Origin of the sequence: Streptomyces sp. NPDC090442, assembly GCF_044769405.1 — a bacterium.
Lineage (GTDB): Bacteria > Actinomycetota > Actinomycetes > Streptomycetales > Streptomycetaceae > Streptomyces.
Window position 1 is genome coordinate 1 of sequence record NZ_JBIVXW010000095.1, and the last position, 16,089, is coordinate 16,089.

The following is a 16,089-nucleotide window of genomic DNA, read 5'->3' on the forward strand; positions in this document are numbered from 1 at the left end:
TACCCAGACAGTTCCGTGAGACCTCGATCTACCGGGCGGCGGGAGCGCCAGAGCCGGTCGAGGGGTGCTGCCAGGCACTGCGGACCGCGGTGGCCGGCGCCACAGGACGTCCACGGCCAAGGGCTCGCGTCGACGGGACGGAACGCCCGCCGCCTGACGATACGTACACCGTTCGAGGAGACGGCGCATGACCAACACCGGCGTGCCCGCTGCCTGGACGGGGAGCGGAGCCTCCCCGGACGGCGGCCGGCATGGCGGGGCCAGGCCGGTTCGGGTGGGGCGTTTCGGCCGCCGGGAGGAGCGGGGGCCGCGGCACCCATGAAGCGGGCGGGAAGCGGGCAGGCCCACGAGGCGGCCCGCGCAGCGGGCCTGACGCAACGACCGGGAGCGGTGGATGCACCGACAGGACGACATCGACGGCCGGCACACGGTGACGGCACGTGCCGCCTCCTGGCTGCGGGTCGACTGGGGACCGCAGGAGCCGGCGGAACCGGGCCCGGGGGTGGCGGCCGGGGTGGCCCTCGCCGCGCCCCTGCTGGTCGGGCTCGCGACAGGGCATCCCGAGGCCGGCACCCCGCTGCTCCTCCCGGCACTCCTGGTCGTGTTGCCTCTGCCCCGGGACGCCGGCCTCGGTGAGCGGGCGCGCCAACTGGCGGCCCGGGTCGCGGCGGTCACCCTCGCGGGCGTCTACGCCTACCTCGTCGGCGGACGGGTGTGGGCCTTGGTGCCGGCCATCACGGTGGCGGCCGTCCTCGGCGCGCGGGCGCCGCGGGTCGGATCCGTCGCACCCCTGGCGATGGTCCTGATCGGCATCGGCGGTCCGAACGAGGCATTCGGCGTCCCCGGCTTGGCGCAACTCGCCGGTGGTCTGTGGGGGGCCGCCCTGGTGCTGCCCCGATGGCGGCGGCATCCGTCCCGCGGCCCCGCCGCACCACAGCCGCCATCGGACCGGACACACGCCGTGCGGCTCGGCGTGACCGTGGCGGCCGCCGCCGCGCTGATGGCCGCCGTGCACCACCTGACGGGGAACGGCCACTGGTTGGTCACCGGCACCGTGTTGGCCCTGAAGCCCACGCCGGACGGCACCCGCGCCAAGACGCGACAGCGGGTCGTCGGCAACACCCTCGGAGGAGTGGTCGGCACGCTGCTGGTCCTCTTGCGACCCGGGCAGTTGACCGTGGCCCTGCTCATCGGCGTGGTCGGCGCGCTCGCCTACGCCTTCCGGCCCGCCAACTACCTGTACTGGTGCCTGGCCTTCCCGATGCTCCTGCTCCTGATGGACGCCTACCGCGAACCGGTGCCGTGGTACACGGCCGTGGTCCGCGTCGCCCTCGTCCTCGCGGGCGGCCTCCTGGCCGTGCTCGCCACCCGCTGGCCGCGGCCCCGGGCGACCTCCCCGCCGGGCGACTGAGACTCAGCCGGGATCCGCCCGCTCCAGCCCGAGCGCGGTCGCCACCAGACCGATATGGCTGAATGCCTGGGGGAAGTTCCCCAAGTGACGGCGGGCCAGCGGATCGTACTCCTCGGCCAACAACCCGACGTCGTTGCGCAGCCGCAACAGCCGCTCGAAGAGCGCGGTCGCCTCCGCACCGCGCCCGGTCAGCCGCAGCGCGTCCGCCAGCCAGAACGAGCAGATCAAAAACGCTCCCTCGGCACCGGGCACACCGTCGGTCGCGCCGCCCGCGGTGCTGTAACGGCGCACCAGACCATCGTGGGAAAGGGCCGCACGCACCGCGTCCACGGTGCCCACCACGCGCGGATCGTCCCCGGGAAGGAACCCGACCTGGGGGATCAGCAAGGTCGCCGCATCCAACTCCGCGGACCCGTACGCCTGGGTGAAGGAGTTGCGCGAGGCGTCGTACCCCCGGTCGCAGACCTCCTGGTGCACCTCGTCACGCATGCGTCGCCAACGCTCCGGATCGCCCCCCAGTTCGGGATGGGCCTCCAGCGTGCGCACCGCCCGGTCCGCCGCCACCCACGCCATGACCTTGGAGTGCACGAAGTGCCGGCGGGGGCCGCGCACCTCCCACAGCCCCTCGTCCGGCTCGCGCCAATGGGACTCCAGGAAGGACAGCAGACTCAACTGCAGGTGCCAGGCGTGCGGTTGGGGCGCGGGGATGCCGGCGGCCCGCGCCACGTGCAGGGCGCCGAGGACCTCGCCGTACACGTCCAGTTGGAGTTGGTCGACGGCGGCGTTGCCCACCCGTACGGGACGCGACGCGAAGTGCCCCGACAACCAGGGGAGTTCCGTCTCGGGCAGCCGCCGCTCACCGGCGAGCCCGTACATGATCTGCAGATCGTCGGGGTCGCCCGCGGCGGCCCGCAGCAGCCAACTTCGCCAACTGCCGGCCTCCTCGACGTACCCCGCCGACAACAGCGCCCCCAGCGTCATGGTGGCGTCGCGCAGCCAGCAGTAGCGGTAGTCCCAGTTGCGGACCCCGCCCGGCTCCTCCGGCAGCGACGTCGTGGGGGCGGCCACGATCCCACCGGTCGGGCGGTAGATCAACGCCTTGAGGGTGATGAGCGAACGCACCACGGCCTCCCGGTACGGCCCGTCGTAGCGACACTGCCCGGTCCACTGCCGCCAGCCCTTCAACGTGCGCTCCAGCGCCTCGTACGGATCGGTCCCCGGCGGCTGCTCCAGGTGGGACGGGTGCCAGGTCAGCGTGAAGGCCACCCGCTCACCGGCCCGCACGGTCCAGGACGACCGGATGCTCGACCGCGTGCCGCGGGTGGGCACCGCCGGATGGGAGCGCAGCCACACCGAGTCCGGTCCGGCGACGGCCACGTGATGGCCCTCCGCCTCGTAGACCCACGGCGAGACCCGCCCGTAGTCGAAGCGCAGCCGCAGCTCGGACTCCATGGCGACCGAGCCCGACACGCCCTCGACGATGCGCACGACTTCGGGGTCCGTCACCCGCTGCGGCATGAAGTCCACCACCTTGACGGTGCCGTCGCCCGTCGCCCAGAAGGTCTCCAGGACCAGGGAGTCCGTCGCGTACGCCCGCCGCGCGCAGGAGCCCTCCTGCGCACCCGCCGGGGCGATGCGCCAATGGCCGTTCTCCGGGGCGCCGAGCAGCGCGGCGAAGCACGCACCCGAGTCGAAGCGGGGCAGGCACAACCAGTCGACCGAGCCGTTCCGGCCCACCAGCGCGGCGGTCTGGAAGTCGCCGATCATGGCGTACTGCTCGATCGGGAGGTGAGCCGGTGCCATGTTGCGCCTCCTCCCTGCCACCTGCCCGACCTGCGATGCGGACGTCGGGTGAGCGTCGGGACACGGAACGTCGTCGACGGTTCGGGCGACCCGGCCGGGCTGACCATTGTGGGCCGAGCCACCCGCGGGTGCCATCCGGCGCCTGCGGCGCAGCCGCCCGGGCCGTCGCCCGGCGATCTTCGCGACGCCGGGCGCGCGAACGTCCCCCTAACGGGGGATGCCACACCGCCCGGGACCGACCGACTGACCGATGGGATCCGCCGCCACCGCTTCCTACCGTCGCAACCAAGGCCGCTCCACCCCAGACCGGGGCGGGCCCGATCCAATCTGCCGCGCCGGGGCGCGGCCCGCGAGGGAGGACGCCAGCGATGGACCAGGAAGTGCGGCACGTGGTGGTGGAGGTCGCCGGGACGGACACCGCCCGGAGGGTGTTGCGTCGGGCCGGACAGGAGGCCGTACGGCACCGCGCCCGGCTCTGTCCCGTACTCCTGCACCCGCCGGGCCCGGGCGGGTTGCGGCCGCCGCTGCCGCAAGGCGAGCCCCTGGAGGTGTGGACCGGCTTCCTCCGGCGCCTCGACACCGCCCTCGGCACGGCACTGGGCGGCCTGGCGGCCACCGTGGAGTGCGATCCCCTCGTGGCGTGGGGCTGCCCCGGACCGGCGATGGTGGCCGCGGCCGAACGAGAGGGTCACGGCACCCTCCTGGTCATACCCGCCGCCGAACGCGGTCTCCGACACCGGCACGGACACCTCGCGACCGCCCGGTACTGCCTGAAGCACTGGCCCGGACCACTCCTGCTGGTGCCCACCGACCAACCCGAAGAGCCCCACGGGGAACGCGGCGCCCCGGAGGCCGAGGCACTCATCCGGGGGCCGGCGACGGCGTGCCACGGCACGGCGATATCCCTGATCACCGGGGGAGGGGGACGCCGTGCCTGAGCCCCACCTCGGAACGCCCGAGGCGACCGCCCACCACCGCGTCGTCCCCGGCCCCGTGCCCGGGCCGGGAACCGGCGCGGGGCCCGAGCCCGTGCCCGCACTCGCACGGACCGCCTTCGCCCACGCGCCCGGCGGCATCGCGCTGCTCGACACCTGCGGCTACGAACTCATCACCAACCCCCGCTGGGAAACCGTGCTGTGCCCGTCGCCGGCCGCCGGAGCCCACCCCTGGACCGCGCGACTGCCGGCCGAGCTGCGCCGCGCCGGCCGCGGCCTGTTGGACCGCGCCCTCGCCCACGCCGAGGGACACCCGGTCGAACGCCTCTTCACGCTCCCCGGAGCCGGCGACCAGGACCGCTCGGTGGTCGTCAAGATCCGGCGCACCCCGGCACTCGGACACTGCGTCGCCACGGCGTTCGACGTGACCGACGAACTCGCCGAACGCCAGCAGCAGTTGAGCCTCGCACTGCACACCGCGTCGCTCGCCGCGTGGAGCGTCGACCTGGACAGCGGCGAGGAACGCTGGTTCGACGATTCCGAGGAGCTGTACGGAATGCGACCCGCGGCACACCGACTGGTCCCCCGGATCCAGGAAGCCATCGCCCCCGAACACCGCGAGGCCGTCCACGAGGCGTTCGCCGGCCTGGAGAACGAGGGCGACCAGGTGGAGACCACGTTCGCCATGCACGACGACGAGGGCCGACGCCGCTGGATGCGCGTCGACGCCCGGGTCCATCCGCTGAGCACCCCACCGCACCGCTGGCTGGTCGGCGTCACCCGGGACGTCACCGACGAGGTGCACCGCTGCGGAGCCCTGGAGGAAACGGCGCGCAGGGAGACCGACCGGGCGGACCGGATCGAGGAGATCGCCGCGGCCCTCGTCTCCGCCTCCACCACCGACGCGGTCGGCGCGGCGATCACCGACAGCTTCCAACAGGCGTTGGGCGCCATCGGCGCGCTGGTACTGGTGGCCGAACACGGGCACTTCAGGTCGCTGGCCTCGTCCGGGGCGGGCACGTCCATGGCGCGGATCCTCGACGGAATGCCCCTCGACGCCCAGGTGCCCGCCGCACGCGTCATCCAGGACAACCGCGCCTGCTACATCGGCAGCCCACAGGAACACCGCGCCGTCACCGACGGAGATCCGCACGACCTGCTCTCCCGCACACAGGCACGGTCCTGGGCCATGCTCCCGCTGAGCTGCGCGGGGCGACCGACGGGCGTGCTCGCGCTGGGCTTCGCGCGCTGGCACGACTTCCCCCCGGGCGAACGCGCACTGCTGTCGACCGTCGCGGGGCTGACCGGCCAGGCCCTGGCCCGGACCGCCCTGGTCCAGGACCGGGTCGAACTCGCCCAGGCGGTACAGCACCTGCTGATGCCGTCCCAACTCTCCCAACTGCCCGGACTGCGCATGGCCGGACGGTACGTCCCGGCCTGCGACGGCGTCCGCATAGGCGGTGACTGGTACGACGCGTTCCCCCTCGCCGACGGGCGCTACGCCCTGTGCGTCGGCGACGTCGAGGGCCACGACGTGCGGGCGGCCGCGGTCATGGGACAGATCCGCACCGCGGTGCGCGCCTACTCCCAGACGGAGTCCGGACCGGGCGCGGTCCTGGCCAAGGCGAACGACCTGCTCTCCTCCCTCGGCGGCGGACACTTCGCAACCTGCTCCTACCTGGTCCTCGACCCACACCGCGGCCACCTGGAAGCGGCCACCGCCGGCCACGTCCCCGCAATCGTCGGACGGCCCGACGGCACCACCGAACTCCTGGCCCCGCCACCCGGCCCGCCACTGGGCGTGCAGCCGGGCGCCGCCTACGCCACCGTGAGTCGTCCACTGACCGCGGTGCGCACCCTGGTACTGCTCAGCGACGGCCTGGTCGAGGGGCCGGATCTGGACCTGGACGAAGGAATGGACCGGGTGCGCGAGATCGTCACACACCACCGCGACGCGTCGCCCGAAGACCTGGCGGACGCCCTGCTGACCGTGAGCGCACGCACCGGCCACCTCGACGACGCCGCGCTCCTCGTCGTCCGCCGCGGCAGCGACGAGGAGGCCGCCGGCCGACCCACGCAACCGATCGGCTGAGCGGCCGGTCCACCGGCACGACCTCCCTCCAGAGGACGCCGAGGGGCAGCCGCGTTTCCTAGCCTGGCGAGAGACCTCCCAGAAACGAGAAACCTTCCGGAAAGGGGAAAGATCATGGCCGTCACCGAGGACGTCGAGCGGGTCATCGTGGGTGTCGACGGATCGGAGGGGAGCCTGGCAGCCCTCCGGCAGGCCGCGCACGAGGCCCGGTGCCACGGCGCCGAGCTGTGCCCCGTCATCGCCTGGACCCCGCCGGGCGGCGAAGCCCTCACCGCGCAGTGCCCCGTCCCCGAGCCCGAGGACCTGCGGCGGGAGTGGATACGCATGGCCCGCACCCGCCTGGATGCCGCCTGCGCACAGGCCCTGGGCGAAGACTGCACCGACCTGACGGTCTCGTCGAGAGTGCTGCGCGGGCGCCCCGAGGACGTGTTGACCCGCTCCGCCCGCAGGCCCACCGACCTCCTCGTCCTGGGCGCCGGAAGCCACGGCCACCTCCACCACCTGCTGTTCGGCTCGGTCGGCCGACTCGCACTCAAGCGGGCCCAGTGCCCCGTCCTCGTCGTCCACCCCGACGAGGAGCGCCCGACGGCCGACCCCGCGCAACGCGCCACGACCGACCAGGCAGTACCCGCCGATCGCTGAGGACCGCCCCCGGCGCACGGGAGCCGTGCGATCGATCCCGGTGGACTTCCGACCCGAACAACCTTATGAAGAGGGCGAGTTGCCGTGACACGGCCGACCCCCGCCACTACCCGGCACCGCCGCGCCCCTACTCCAAGAGGCCGCGCCGCATGGCTTCGGCCACCGCCGCCGCACGATCGGAGACGCCGAGCTTCTCGTAGAGCCGCTGGGTGTGCGTCTTGACGGTACTGGCGCCCAGGAACAGTTCCTCGGCCAGCTGCGGAATGCTCTTGCCGTCGGCGAACCCGCGCAGCACCTGGCGTTCACGCTCGGAGAGCACCGCCGGATCGCGGTCCGCACGCAGCCGGATCTGGTCCACCAGACCGCCGGCGAGCTCTTCCGGAACGACCCGCTTGCCGTTGGCCACTTTCAGCACCGCATGCACGATCTCGCTGCGCTTGGCGTCCTTGGCGAGATAGCCGAAGGCGCCCTCCTCCACGGCCCGGAAGACGACGGCACTGTCGGTCGTCGTCGACAACAGCAGCGTGCGGGTGGGAAGTTGGTCCCGCACGACGGCGTGCACGACGGCAATGCCGTCCAGCTTGGGGATGCGGTAGTCGAGCAGGGCCACGTCCGGCTTGAGCTCACGGATGACGGCGAGCGCCTGTTCGCCGTCCTCCGCCTCAGCCAGCACCTCGATCTTGCCGCTGAGCTGCAGTCCCCTGGTGACGCCCTCGCGGAACACCGGGTGGTCGTCGGCGACGATGACCGTGACCTGCCGGCTCGAACTGGCCATCCGTCTGTCACCTTCCGCCTCGCCACACCGGGAAACGCCGGGAACGGTCCTCAGAATAATCGGGGGACGCGCCGCACACCTCTCGGACCGCACCGCACCACAGCGCCCCGAGCGGGAATCCCGCCGCTGACCGGGCCGGATGCGAACGGGCCGGATCCGTCGTACGGTCAGCCGGTCAAGCAGCCCCCCCCCGCCGACCGGCCCCGGGCGGTGGACGCGTCCGGACGGTGCACGATGACCACACGGTGGCGTGAGCAGCAGTTCACGGCGATGTCCGACCTGACCGGCCGCTACGTCGCGCGCCTGCGACTGCCGGCACTGCTGCCGATCCTCTTCGCCGGACTCGCCGCCGAGCAACGCCTGATCACCCCGTGGTTCTTCGCCTGCTTCGGCCTGTACGCCGCCTGGGCACTGGTGCGGCTCGCCCTCGTCCACCGACAGCGTCTCACCGGGGCGCGCGGCGCGGTGACCGCGGCCGCCATCGACGTGGTGGCCGTGACGGTGCTGGGAGGACTGTCCGGAGGCTCGGAATCAGCGGTCCGCTACGCCTACTTCGTGCTGCCGATGGCGAGTGTGATGTGGCAGCGCCCCAGTCTCACCGGCTGGCTCAGCGCGGCCTGCGTGGTCGGATACCTGGCGATGACCTTGCCGAACCTGTTCCTCGGGCGCCACGCGGACTACTGGCCGGTGCTGGTGGACGAGGCGTACCTGCTCTGGAGCGTCGGGGTGTGCGTGCTCGTCGCGGCACTGTTGCGACGGCGCAGCGAACGCGTGGCCCAGTTGCTGGACAACCGCGAGACGCTGCTGCGCGACGCCCTCGACGCCGAGGAACGCGAACGGGCCCGGCTCGCCGACGCCTTGCACGACGGCGCGGTGCAGAACCTCTTCGCGTCCCTCCACGACCTGGAGGAGGCGGAGGCCAAGGCCCCCTCCGACGAACTGGACCGGGCCTCGCGGGAGATCCGCGGCTCGGTCCGCGAGATCCGCGAAGTGATCTACGTGCTCCACCCACAGGTCCTGGCCGCCGCCGGACTGGCCGCCGCGCTGGAGTCCCTGGGGGAGCGGCTGTCCCGGCGCGGCGGTTTCGTCGTCCACTACGACCTGCGGATGCCGGACCGGGACCCCGCCGAGGCGCTGCTGTTCTCCGTCGCCAGGGAACTCCTCACCAACGTCGTCAAGCACGCCGAAGCCGACAACGTCTGGCTGACCCTCCTACGCGACACCGACGAGGTCGTGCTGCGGGTGCGCGACGACGGCAAGGGGTTCGACACCGACGTCGTCCAGGAGCGCCTGAAGGCCGGGCACATCGGCCTGGCCAGTCACTACGTCCGGGTGGAGAGCGCGGGCGGAACCTTCTCGTTGGACAGCTCGCCCCAGGGCTCCACCACGGTCGAGGTGCGACTTCCCTGCCGGCCGTACAGCCACCACCGCTGAACAGCCACGGCGCCGCCCCCGCCCGATCGGTGGACCGCACCATCAGGAGGACGAGCCGCCGATCAGCCGCGGCACCGGACGCGGTCCGGATGCCACCGTGGACGGCGAGCGGTCCTCCCGAGTCCCACCGAACCGGCTGACCGGACCGCCGCCCCGCCGCGCCGCGGCCCGGCGTCCCCGCGTGCCCACCCACAACAGGAGCGGCACGCCCCTGTCTGTCGCCGCCCTGGAGGCCCCGCCATGTTCAGCGCGTATCGCGCACTCTCCCAAGTGCCCGGTGCCCGACCCCTGTTCGCGGCAGGCGTCGTGGCCCGGCTGCCCAGAGCCATGGTCGGCCTGGGCATCGTCACCATGGTGGCGCGCAGAACGGGCGACTACGCGCTGGGCGGCGCGGTGTGCGCCGCCTACTCGCTGGCCGTGGCCGTCCTCGGCCCGCTGATCGCGCGGGCCGTGGACCGCCACGGCCAACGCCGTGTCGCCCGGCCCGCCCTCACCTGCGCCTTCGGAGCCCTGACCGGACTCGTCGCGTGCAGCGCGGCCGGCGCTCCGGGCTGGGCGCTGTTCCCCTGCGCACTGGTCGCCGGAACGATGCCCAACGTCGGCGGCCTGGTCCGGGCGCGTTGGGCCCACCACTGCCCGGACGAACGGGCCTTGCACACCGCGTACTCGGCGGAGTCGGTGGCCGACGAACTCGCCTTCGTCGTCGGCCCCATCCTCGCCGTCATGCTGGCGACGGTCCTCTTCCCCGAGGCCGGCGTGCTCGCCGCGATCGCGGCGGGGGTGACGGGCCTGCTCGCCCTGACCGCACAGCGGAGCACCGAACCGCCGGCCGCCCCCGCCACCGGCCGTGCCCCGCACCACAGTGTGCTGCGCACACCCGGAATGCCCGTACTGGTCGCCGTGTTCGTCGCCTTCGGCACGATCTTCAGCAGCACCGAGGTGATCACCGTCGCATTCGCCACCGCACACGGAGACCGGGGCGCGGCGGCGTTCGCCCTGGCCGCCTTCGGCGTCACCAGCGCCGTGGCCGGACTCGTGACGGGGGCCTCCCGGCCCCGCTGCGCCCCGCCGGTACGGCTCGCGATCACGCTGCTCGCCCTGGCGCTGAGCCTGTTGGGCCTGCCGTTCGCGGGCGGCGTGGGTCGCCTGACGCTGGTCCTGCTGCTCGCCGGGCTGTTCATCTCGCCGAGCCTGATCACCACCTACGGTCTGGTCGCGCGACTGGTCGCCAGGGAGCGCCTCAACGAGGGCCTGACCTGGCTGTTGTCCGCCATCACCCTCGGCCTGTCACTGGGGTCCGTGACCGGCGGATACGCCGCCGACTGGATCGGACCCCAGCACGCCCTCTGGCTACCGGCGTGCTGTGCCCTGCTCAGTGCGCTGTTCGCCACCCTCGGCATCTCCCGGCTGAGCGGTGCGCCCGGGACGCCCCGGGCCGTCGCCCCGGCCCGACGCCTGACCGCCCGCATCAGACACTGACCAAGCAACCGATCCCGCCGACGTCCCGCACCAGATCAACGCTGGATCCCCGGCGATGCGGGGGAAAACCGGTGCCCACCGAGAGGCGAACACCGGTCTGCGCCCGGCGTGTTCACTTCGGCCGGCTCACGCACCGTGCCTCACGACGCGTGGTGCGTGTCCTCCTCGCGGGAGTTCGGAGTCCTGCCGTCCCCGGGCTGCGGAGTCTCCGAGGACGGAGCGGGCCGCTTGGGCACGGTCTTCTCCACCCGGACCCCGCTGGTGAAGGCCCGCTTGCCGTGGACCTCGCAGGACTTCTTCTCCTGGTCGGTCATCGGGCGCGTCTTCACCACGACGGCGTTGGTGACGCCGTCGGTGCCGTTGGGGGCGGGGCTCGTGATGGTGTCGTGCCAGTACCAGTAGTAGTGACCCCAGTGCGGGTTGTCGTAGTGCGTCTGCCAGGTGCCGTAGACCTGCCGCATCGCCTGGGCCCGCGATATCCAACCGACTTCGCCCGGCTTCACCGTCATCCCCAGCGAGCCCCCCTCGCGGTGTTCGGTGGACCAGGTGTGGCCGTACTTCGCGGTGACGCTGAGGTCCACGATCCCGGAGATCTTGCCGCCCGCGGTGATCGACGTCTCCAGGGTGTCGGTGGAGCCCACGCTGTCCGACCAGTCCATGGACTGGGTGGCGGGCGAAGTGCTGCAGTTGTAGAGGGTGTTGGACACCTGGTGGTAGTCGCCGAGGTAGGCCCCCTTCACGACGGGGTCGTTGAAGGTGCACTTGCCGGTCCCGCTGGCGCAGTCGGCCATCAGCTCCTTGATGGTCGGCTCGCTGCTCGCGAACGCCGCCACGGAGCCGGCCGCTACGACTGCCGCCGAGAGGGAACCCACCACCAGCGCGCGGCACAGGTTGATACGTGAAGTCGACATGTACGGATCTCCATTCTTGCGTGTTTCTTCCATTTCCAGATGGAGCATGGGAACTGTTGCAGGAAGCGAAAGGGGGCGACGACCAAGAAAGGGCAAAATATGTCGGAAGTGATGGCGCTCACGAGAATTCCCTGAGCCGGGAGTGGGAATTGTCCTCCGGGGTTCCGTGCCGGAACGTGAAATTTTCTAGTCATGGTGAGGCCGAATCATCGCGCGATTCCCGTGATCCGGGGGTGGTTATCGTCGAGTGGCTTGTAGAGTGACTTCGCGTCTTGACCAGCACGGGAGGGCGAGGAGGGTGGCTGTCGGGGTGGATTGACTTTGGGCTTGCTCTGTATGCGTGGCTCGCGCGCGCACTGCTGCCACAAAACGACCATCGGGCGAAGTGTTCTCAGCAGGCTCGAAATTCTCGGCATTCTCTGATGGTCGCTGAGGGTGCTCCGCAGGTGTCGCGACGCTACGCGAACTATTCGCGCGTGATCTTTTTCAGGGAGTGTGACGGATGAATGTTCTCCGCGGTATCTACCGTCTCCTGGGTCTGCTCGTCGCCGCTTTCGTCGGGGCGGACGGCTGGCATCTGCTGCAGTCGAAGAGGCCCGGTGGACAGGACCGGCCGTCCAGCGCCGCCGGCACGGGACGTGGCGAGAACATCGGCCGAGGGACGACGTCGACCGAGTGAAGACGGCGGATCGACGCCGCAACCCCACCACGGTGGGCGGGAGCACAGGGCACTGAACGACCCCGGCCAAGGCCGCCGCCACGCCGACGCGCTGACGGTCACTGTCCGCAGCGCGCAGCCTGGCACACACTCGCTCATACGGCGAGCACTGCCAAGACTCCGCCGCGGCCGAGGGACAGGACCATGGCAGACACCGAACACGTCGACGGCAACACGAAACCAGGCTCCTCCGGGGGCGGGTGGCGGTCCCGTGGACCGTTGCTCGCGGTGTGTGCCGGGTACTTCATGGTGATCCTGGACGTGACGATCATCAACGTGGCCGTGCCTGTGGTGGGCCGCGATCTGGGCGCCTCCCTCACCGGCATCCAATGGATCACCGACGGGTACACCCTGGTCTTCGCCGGTCTGCTCATGACCGGCGGCGCGCTGGGCGACCGGCTGGGCAGCCGGCGGGTCTTCTGCTGGGGCGTGGCGGTGTTCACCCTGGCCTCGGTCGGGTGCGCACTGGCCCGGGACCCGGCCTCCCTGGTCGTCGCCCGGCTGGTCGAGGGCAGCGGCGCGGCCCTGATCGTGCCCGGTTCACTGGCCCTGCTCCAACAGGCGTATCCCGAACCGGACGCGCGCTCACGGGCGTTCGGGCTGTGGGGATCCATGGCCGGCATCGCCGCCTCGGCGGGACCCCTGCTCGGCGGACTCCTGGTCACCACGGTCGGCTGGCGCTGGGTGTTCCTCATCAACCTGCCCGTCGGTGCCGCATGCCTGGCGCTGACCATGCGGTGCGTCGCGGCCTCGCCCCGACACGCGACCCGAAGCGTGGACTGGCCCGCCCAGTGCGCCGTCGCCGCGATGGTCGCCTTGCTGACCGCGGCCCTCAACGAGGCCGGCAGACGCGGCTGGTCCGACCCAACGGTCCTGACCATGGCCGGACTTACCCTCGGATGCGCGGGCGCCTTCCTCGTGCGCGAGCACCTGGCGCGCACCCCCGTCCTCCCGCCACACCTGCTGCGCTCACGGGCTCTGGGCGGGGGAGCGGCCATCGGCCTGCTGTTCAACTTCGCCTTCTACGGCATGGTGTTCACCGCCAGCCTCGACTTCCAACGGCAGCGGGGCTACAGCGCCCTCATCACGGGAGTGGCGCTGCTGCCGGCCGTCACGATGACCATGTTCGCCTCCGCCCTGTCCGGTCGACTGGCCCGGCACACTGGCCACCGCCCCCTGGTGGTCTGCGGCATGGCGGTGGCGGGCGCGGGCCTGGCCGGTTGGGCGGCAGCGGGGCCCGACCCGGCCTATCCGCTGTTGGTGGCCCCGATGATGGCCGCCGGATTCGGCACCTCCTTCGCCCTGACCGGCTCCACCTCGTCAGTGATGACCGCTGCCCCGACCGGCTACGCAGGCACCGCCTCCGCGCTGTTCAACACCACCCGCCAGATCGGCAGCGCCGCCGGAGTCGCCCTCGGTGGAACCTTCCTGGCCGCGGCCACCGACTACGCGGCGGGACTGCGCCTCAGCATGGGCATCGGCGCCCTGGCGTACTTCACCGCCGCCGCCCTCGCCGCGCTGTGCGTACCGGCGAAGGACGCAGTGCGGGCCACGGCGGCCTGAGCGGCACGGTGGGTGCGCCGGGCCGGGCCGGCGCGTTCAGAAACGGGATTCGACGTCGGCCGTCCGTCCGCCGTGCAGGTCGTCCAGTACCCGGTCGAAGCGGGTGGCGTCGTAGGCGATGCCGGTGAGCCACGCCTCCAGATCGGCGACGAGGACGAGCGCCGCGGGCTCAAGGTCGGACCGGTCGGCCGCCGCGAGGGTCAGTGGGCCGGACTGGTCGGCCGGATATCCGCCGCCTTCGTGAGGCAGGACGTTGCCGGCGCGTCGCACCAGCTCCGCCGAGCGCCGGCAGTCGTCGGCCACCCCCGCGGCGAGTGCGACGAGTTGAGCGGCCAGGCCCGGCGGCAGCGGTGCGGTGTCGGCGGCGTGTTCGGCCAGCAGGAGCGCGCCGCCGCCCACCGCGCTGTAGCCGGCGGTCATCGCCAACTCCCAAGGAAGGTCCGGGTCTTTCCGGGACGCGCCTTCGGTGCGGTACTGCGCGTAAGCGGCTTGGACGAGCCGGAGCGCACGGTCGGCCTCGTGCAGCACGGCGCCGTCCGTGGCGCAGACGTCCGGGTGCGCGGGCGGCCGGCACAACCGCTCGGTGATGTCCTGGCACGTCTGGGCGGACGCCGTCATGAACCGCGCCGCGGATCGCCGCAGCTCGTTGCCGGCTCCCCGTGGCCAGGCGAGCAGGGCGGCGGTGGCACCGATCAGACCGCCGACGAGCACGTCCAGGAAGCGCCACGTCGGGATGCTCAGATCGGGAGGTTCGACCTGCGCGAAGACGGTCACCAACGTGAGCGTGAGGGCCGCCTGGACCCAGACGGTTCCCAACAGCGGACCGATCCCGAAGCCGAGGAACACCAGCAACGGGGCCGCGGCGATGTAGACGGCCGGAGTGTCGCCGACGGCGATGACCAACAAGCCCGCCGCCACGGCGCCCAGCCCGGTGCCGAGGAAGGCCGGTCCCAGGGCTCCCCGGGTGTCCGAGGCGGAGGTGCGCAGCAGGCTCAAGGTGGCCAGCAGCACCCAGAAGCCGTGCGGCAGGTCGAGGGTGCCGACGAGCAGCCGGGCCCCGGCGAGGGCGAGTGCGGCTCGCAGCGCGTTCTGGAACAACACGGACCGTGGTGTCAGGTGGAGGCGCAGTCGGTACCAGTAGCGCACCGGGGCGCCGACCATGGCGTACCGGAAGGGGCCGCCGATGCGATCCCATGGTTGCCGCGGTGGCGCGCCGAAGGCCAGGCGTGCGGCCTCGGTCAGCAGCAGTCCGGCGGCGGCCGTGTCGTGCACGACCGCGGCCAGGCGGAGTTGACCGGGGGTGGCGCTGCCGGCGGTGGCCAGACGGGCGACGTGGAACGAGCGCAGCGACCCGGCCAGGGTGTCGGCGTCCTGGGATTCGGCCGCGGACGAACGCAGTACGGCGGCCGCCCGGCGCAGCCCCTCCGCGGTGGAGTCGAGCAGGCGGGCCTCGTCCGGAGCGGGGCCGTGGAAGTCCGGTGAGATGCGGTCGAGTTGGTTGACCAGGTGGCGCAGGAGGGCGCGTACGTCGTACAGGCCGCGATGTTGCAGTGAGGCGCCGGTGGGGCGTTCGGGCAGGGCGACTTGGGTCAGTCTGGTGGCGAACAGTGTCTGGTTCACGCGGTCGTGCGGGGGAGGGGTGGTTTCGTGGCAGGTGCCGGCGAGGCGGTGGGCCAGGGCGGTGCTGTGGTCGGCGGCTGCGTCGACGGCGTCGGCGAGCAGGATCCGGTACGGGGGCGGCAGGGGCCCCTGCCACAGCAGCCGGTCGACGAGGGCGGCGGCGACCACGCCGATGGCCAGTCCGCCGAGCCGTTGGCCGAGGGCGTCGGGAGCGTAGGGCGGGAAGCAGGGCAGCAGGTAGTAGAGCTGGAACGACGTGGCCAGCCCGCCTGCTGCCGGGCCGCCCACACCGAGGTAGGAGGTGACGAAGGCGACGACGAACATCCCCAGTGCCGCGCTCCAGGAGTGCGCCGCCAACAGGGTGCCGGCCGTGACCAGGAGCAATCCCGTGGGCAGTGCGGCCAGCAGGGGGCCGGTGCGTGCGCGCGCGGTACCCGGCAGGCGGGAGAAGAGCGCGAGGGGAAGGGCTCCGAACAACGCGTAGAGGGCCATGGCCGGTTGATCGAAGCCGTAGCGCAGGAGAGAGAAGACGCCCAGGCCGGCGAGCGTGGCCCACAGCGCACGGCGTAGCTGCGCGGCCGCGTCAGGACGCCGTAGCACCCCGGCCAGCGGGTTGCGCCGGCCCATGAGACTCACGCGCGGCGCCTTCGGCGGCGTACGGTGCGCTGCGGAATGTCGACGCGTAGGGCGTGGCCGCCGGCTTGGG

The 16,089-nt window shown here is 72.3% G+C and carries 12 protein-coding genes; 8 read left to right on the top strand and 4 right to left on the bottom strand.

Features of this window, described 5'->3' with window-relative positions; translation table 11 throughout:
- Nucleotides 1–394 precede the first annotated feature (394 nt).
- Nucleotides 395–1,411 carry an FUSC family protein gene (locus ACIQU6_RS39675; protein WP_403486676.1) on the top strand — a complete coding sequence of 339 codons (1,017 nt, stop codon included), beginning with the start codon at nt 395–397 and terminating at the stop codon, nt 1,409–1,411.
- Between the two features lie 3 nt (nt 1,412–1,414).
- On the opposite strand, the gene ACIQU6_RS39680 is transcribed toward ACIQU6_RS39675, so the two are convergent.
- The gene (locus tag ACIQU6_RS39680; protein WP_403486678.1) at nt 1,415–3,214 is read right to left on the bottom strand and encodes a glycoside hydrolase family 15 protein; all 1,800 of its coding nucleotides are present in this window, start codon (nt 3,212–3,214) and stop codon (nt 1,415–1,417) included.
- Nucleotides 3,215–3,582: 368 nt separating this feature from the next.
- Here ACIQU6_RS39680 and ACIQU6_RS39685 point away from each other — a divergent pair, with 368 nt between their 5' ends.
- The 3 genes from ACIQU6_RS39685 to ACIQU6_RS39695 all read left to right on the top strand — a co-directional run bounded on the left by ACIQU6_RS39685 (nt 3,583) and on the right by ACIQU6_RS39695 (nt 6,883).
- Nucleotides 3,583–4,152: a universal stress protein gene (locus ACIQU6_RS39685; RefSeq protein WP_403486680.1), complete on the top strand. Its 570-nt coding sequence runs from the start codon at nt 3,583–3,585 to the stop codon at nt 4,150–4,152.
- Entirely contained in the window at nt 4,145–6,241 is a 2,097-nt protein-coding gene (locus ACIQU6_RS39690; protein WP_403486682.1) for a SpoIIE family protein phosphatase, read from the top strand. The genes ACIQU6_RS39685 and ACIQU6_RS39690 overlap by 8 nt, the downstream gene beginning before the upstream one ends.
- A gap of 114 nt (nt 6,242–6,355) precedes the next feature.
- Nucleotides 6,356–6,883, top strand: coding sequence for a universal stress protein (locus tag ACIQU6_RS39695; RefSeq protein ID WP_403486683.1), 528 nt, complete (start codon nt 6,356–6,358; stop codon nt 6,881–6,883).
- A gap of 127 nt (nt 6,884–7,010) precedes the next feature.
- Here the strand turns inward: ACIQU6_RS39695 and ACIQU6_RS39700 are convergent, their stop codons facing one another.
- On the bottom strand, nt 7,011–7,658 hold the full coding sequence (locus ACIQU6_RS39700) for a response regulator (protein ID WP_403486685.1): 648 nt from the start codon (nt 7,656–7,658) through the stop codon (nt 7,011–7,013).
- Nucleotides 7,659–7,892: 234 nt separating this feature from the next.
- On the opposite strand from ACIQU6_RS39700, the gene ACIQU6_RS39705 reads away from it, so the two are divergent.
- Nucleotides 7,893–9,092 carry an ATP-binding protein gene (locus ACIQU6_RS39705; RefSeq protein ID WP_403486687.1) on the top strand — a complete coding sequence of 400 codons (1,200 nt, stop codon included), beginning with the start codon at nt 7,893–7,895 and terminating at the stop codon, nt 9,090–9,092.
- 240 nt (nt 9,093–9,332) lie between these two features.
- Nucleotides 9,333–10,571 carry an MFS transporter gene (locus ACIQU6_RS39710; RefSeq protein ID WP_403486689.1) on the top strand — a complete coding sequence of 413 codons (1,239 nt, stop codon included), beginning with the start codon at nt 9,333–9,335 and terminating at the stop codon, nt 10,569–10,571.
- A 140-nt stretch (nt 10,572–10,711) separates the two neighbouring features.
- Here the strand turns inward: ACIQU6_RS39710 and ACIQU6_RS39715 are convergent, their stop codons facing one another.
- On the bottom strand, nt 10,712–11,482 hold the full coding sequence (locus ACIQU6_RS39715) for a hypothetical protein (RefSeq protein ID WP_403486691.1): 771 nt from the start codon (nt 11,480–11,482) through the stop codon (nt 10,712–10,714).
- 502 nt (nt 11,483–11,984) lie between these two features.
- Here ACIQU6_RS39715 and ACIQU6_RS39720 point away from each other — a divergent pair.
- Nucleotides 11,985–12,161 (top strand): hypothetical protein, encoded by a 177-nt coding sequence (locus tag ACIQU6_RS39720; RefSeq protein ID WP_403486693.1) that lies wholly within the window; start codon nt 11,985–11,987, stop codon nt 12,159–12,161.
- 183 nt (nt 12,162–12,344) lie between these two features.
- Nucleotides 12,345–13,763, top strand: coding sequence for an MFS transporter (locus tag ACIQU6_RS39725; RefSeq protein ID WP_403486695.1), 1,419 nt, complete (start codon nt 12,345–12,347; stop codon nt 13,761–13,763).
- Between the two features lie 36 nt (nt 13,764–13,799).
- Here the strand turns inward: ACIQU6_RS39725 and ACIQU6_RS39730 are convergent, their stop codons facing one another.
- Nucleotides 13,800–16,010: an FUSC family protein gene (locus ACIQU6_RS39730; RefSeq protein ID WP_403486723.1), complete on the bottom strand. Its 2,211-nt coding sequence runs from the start codon at nt 16,008–16,010 to the stop codon at nt 13,800–13,802.
- Nucleotides 16,011–16,089 lie beyond the last annotated feature (79 nt).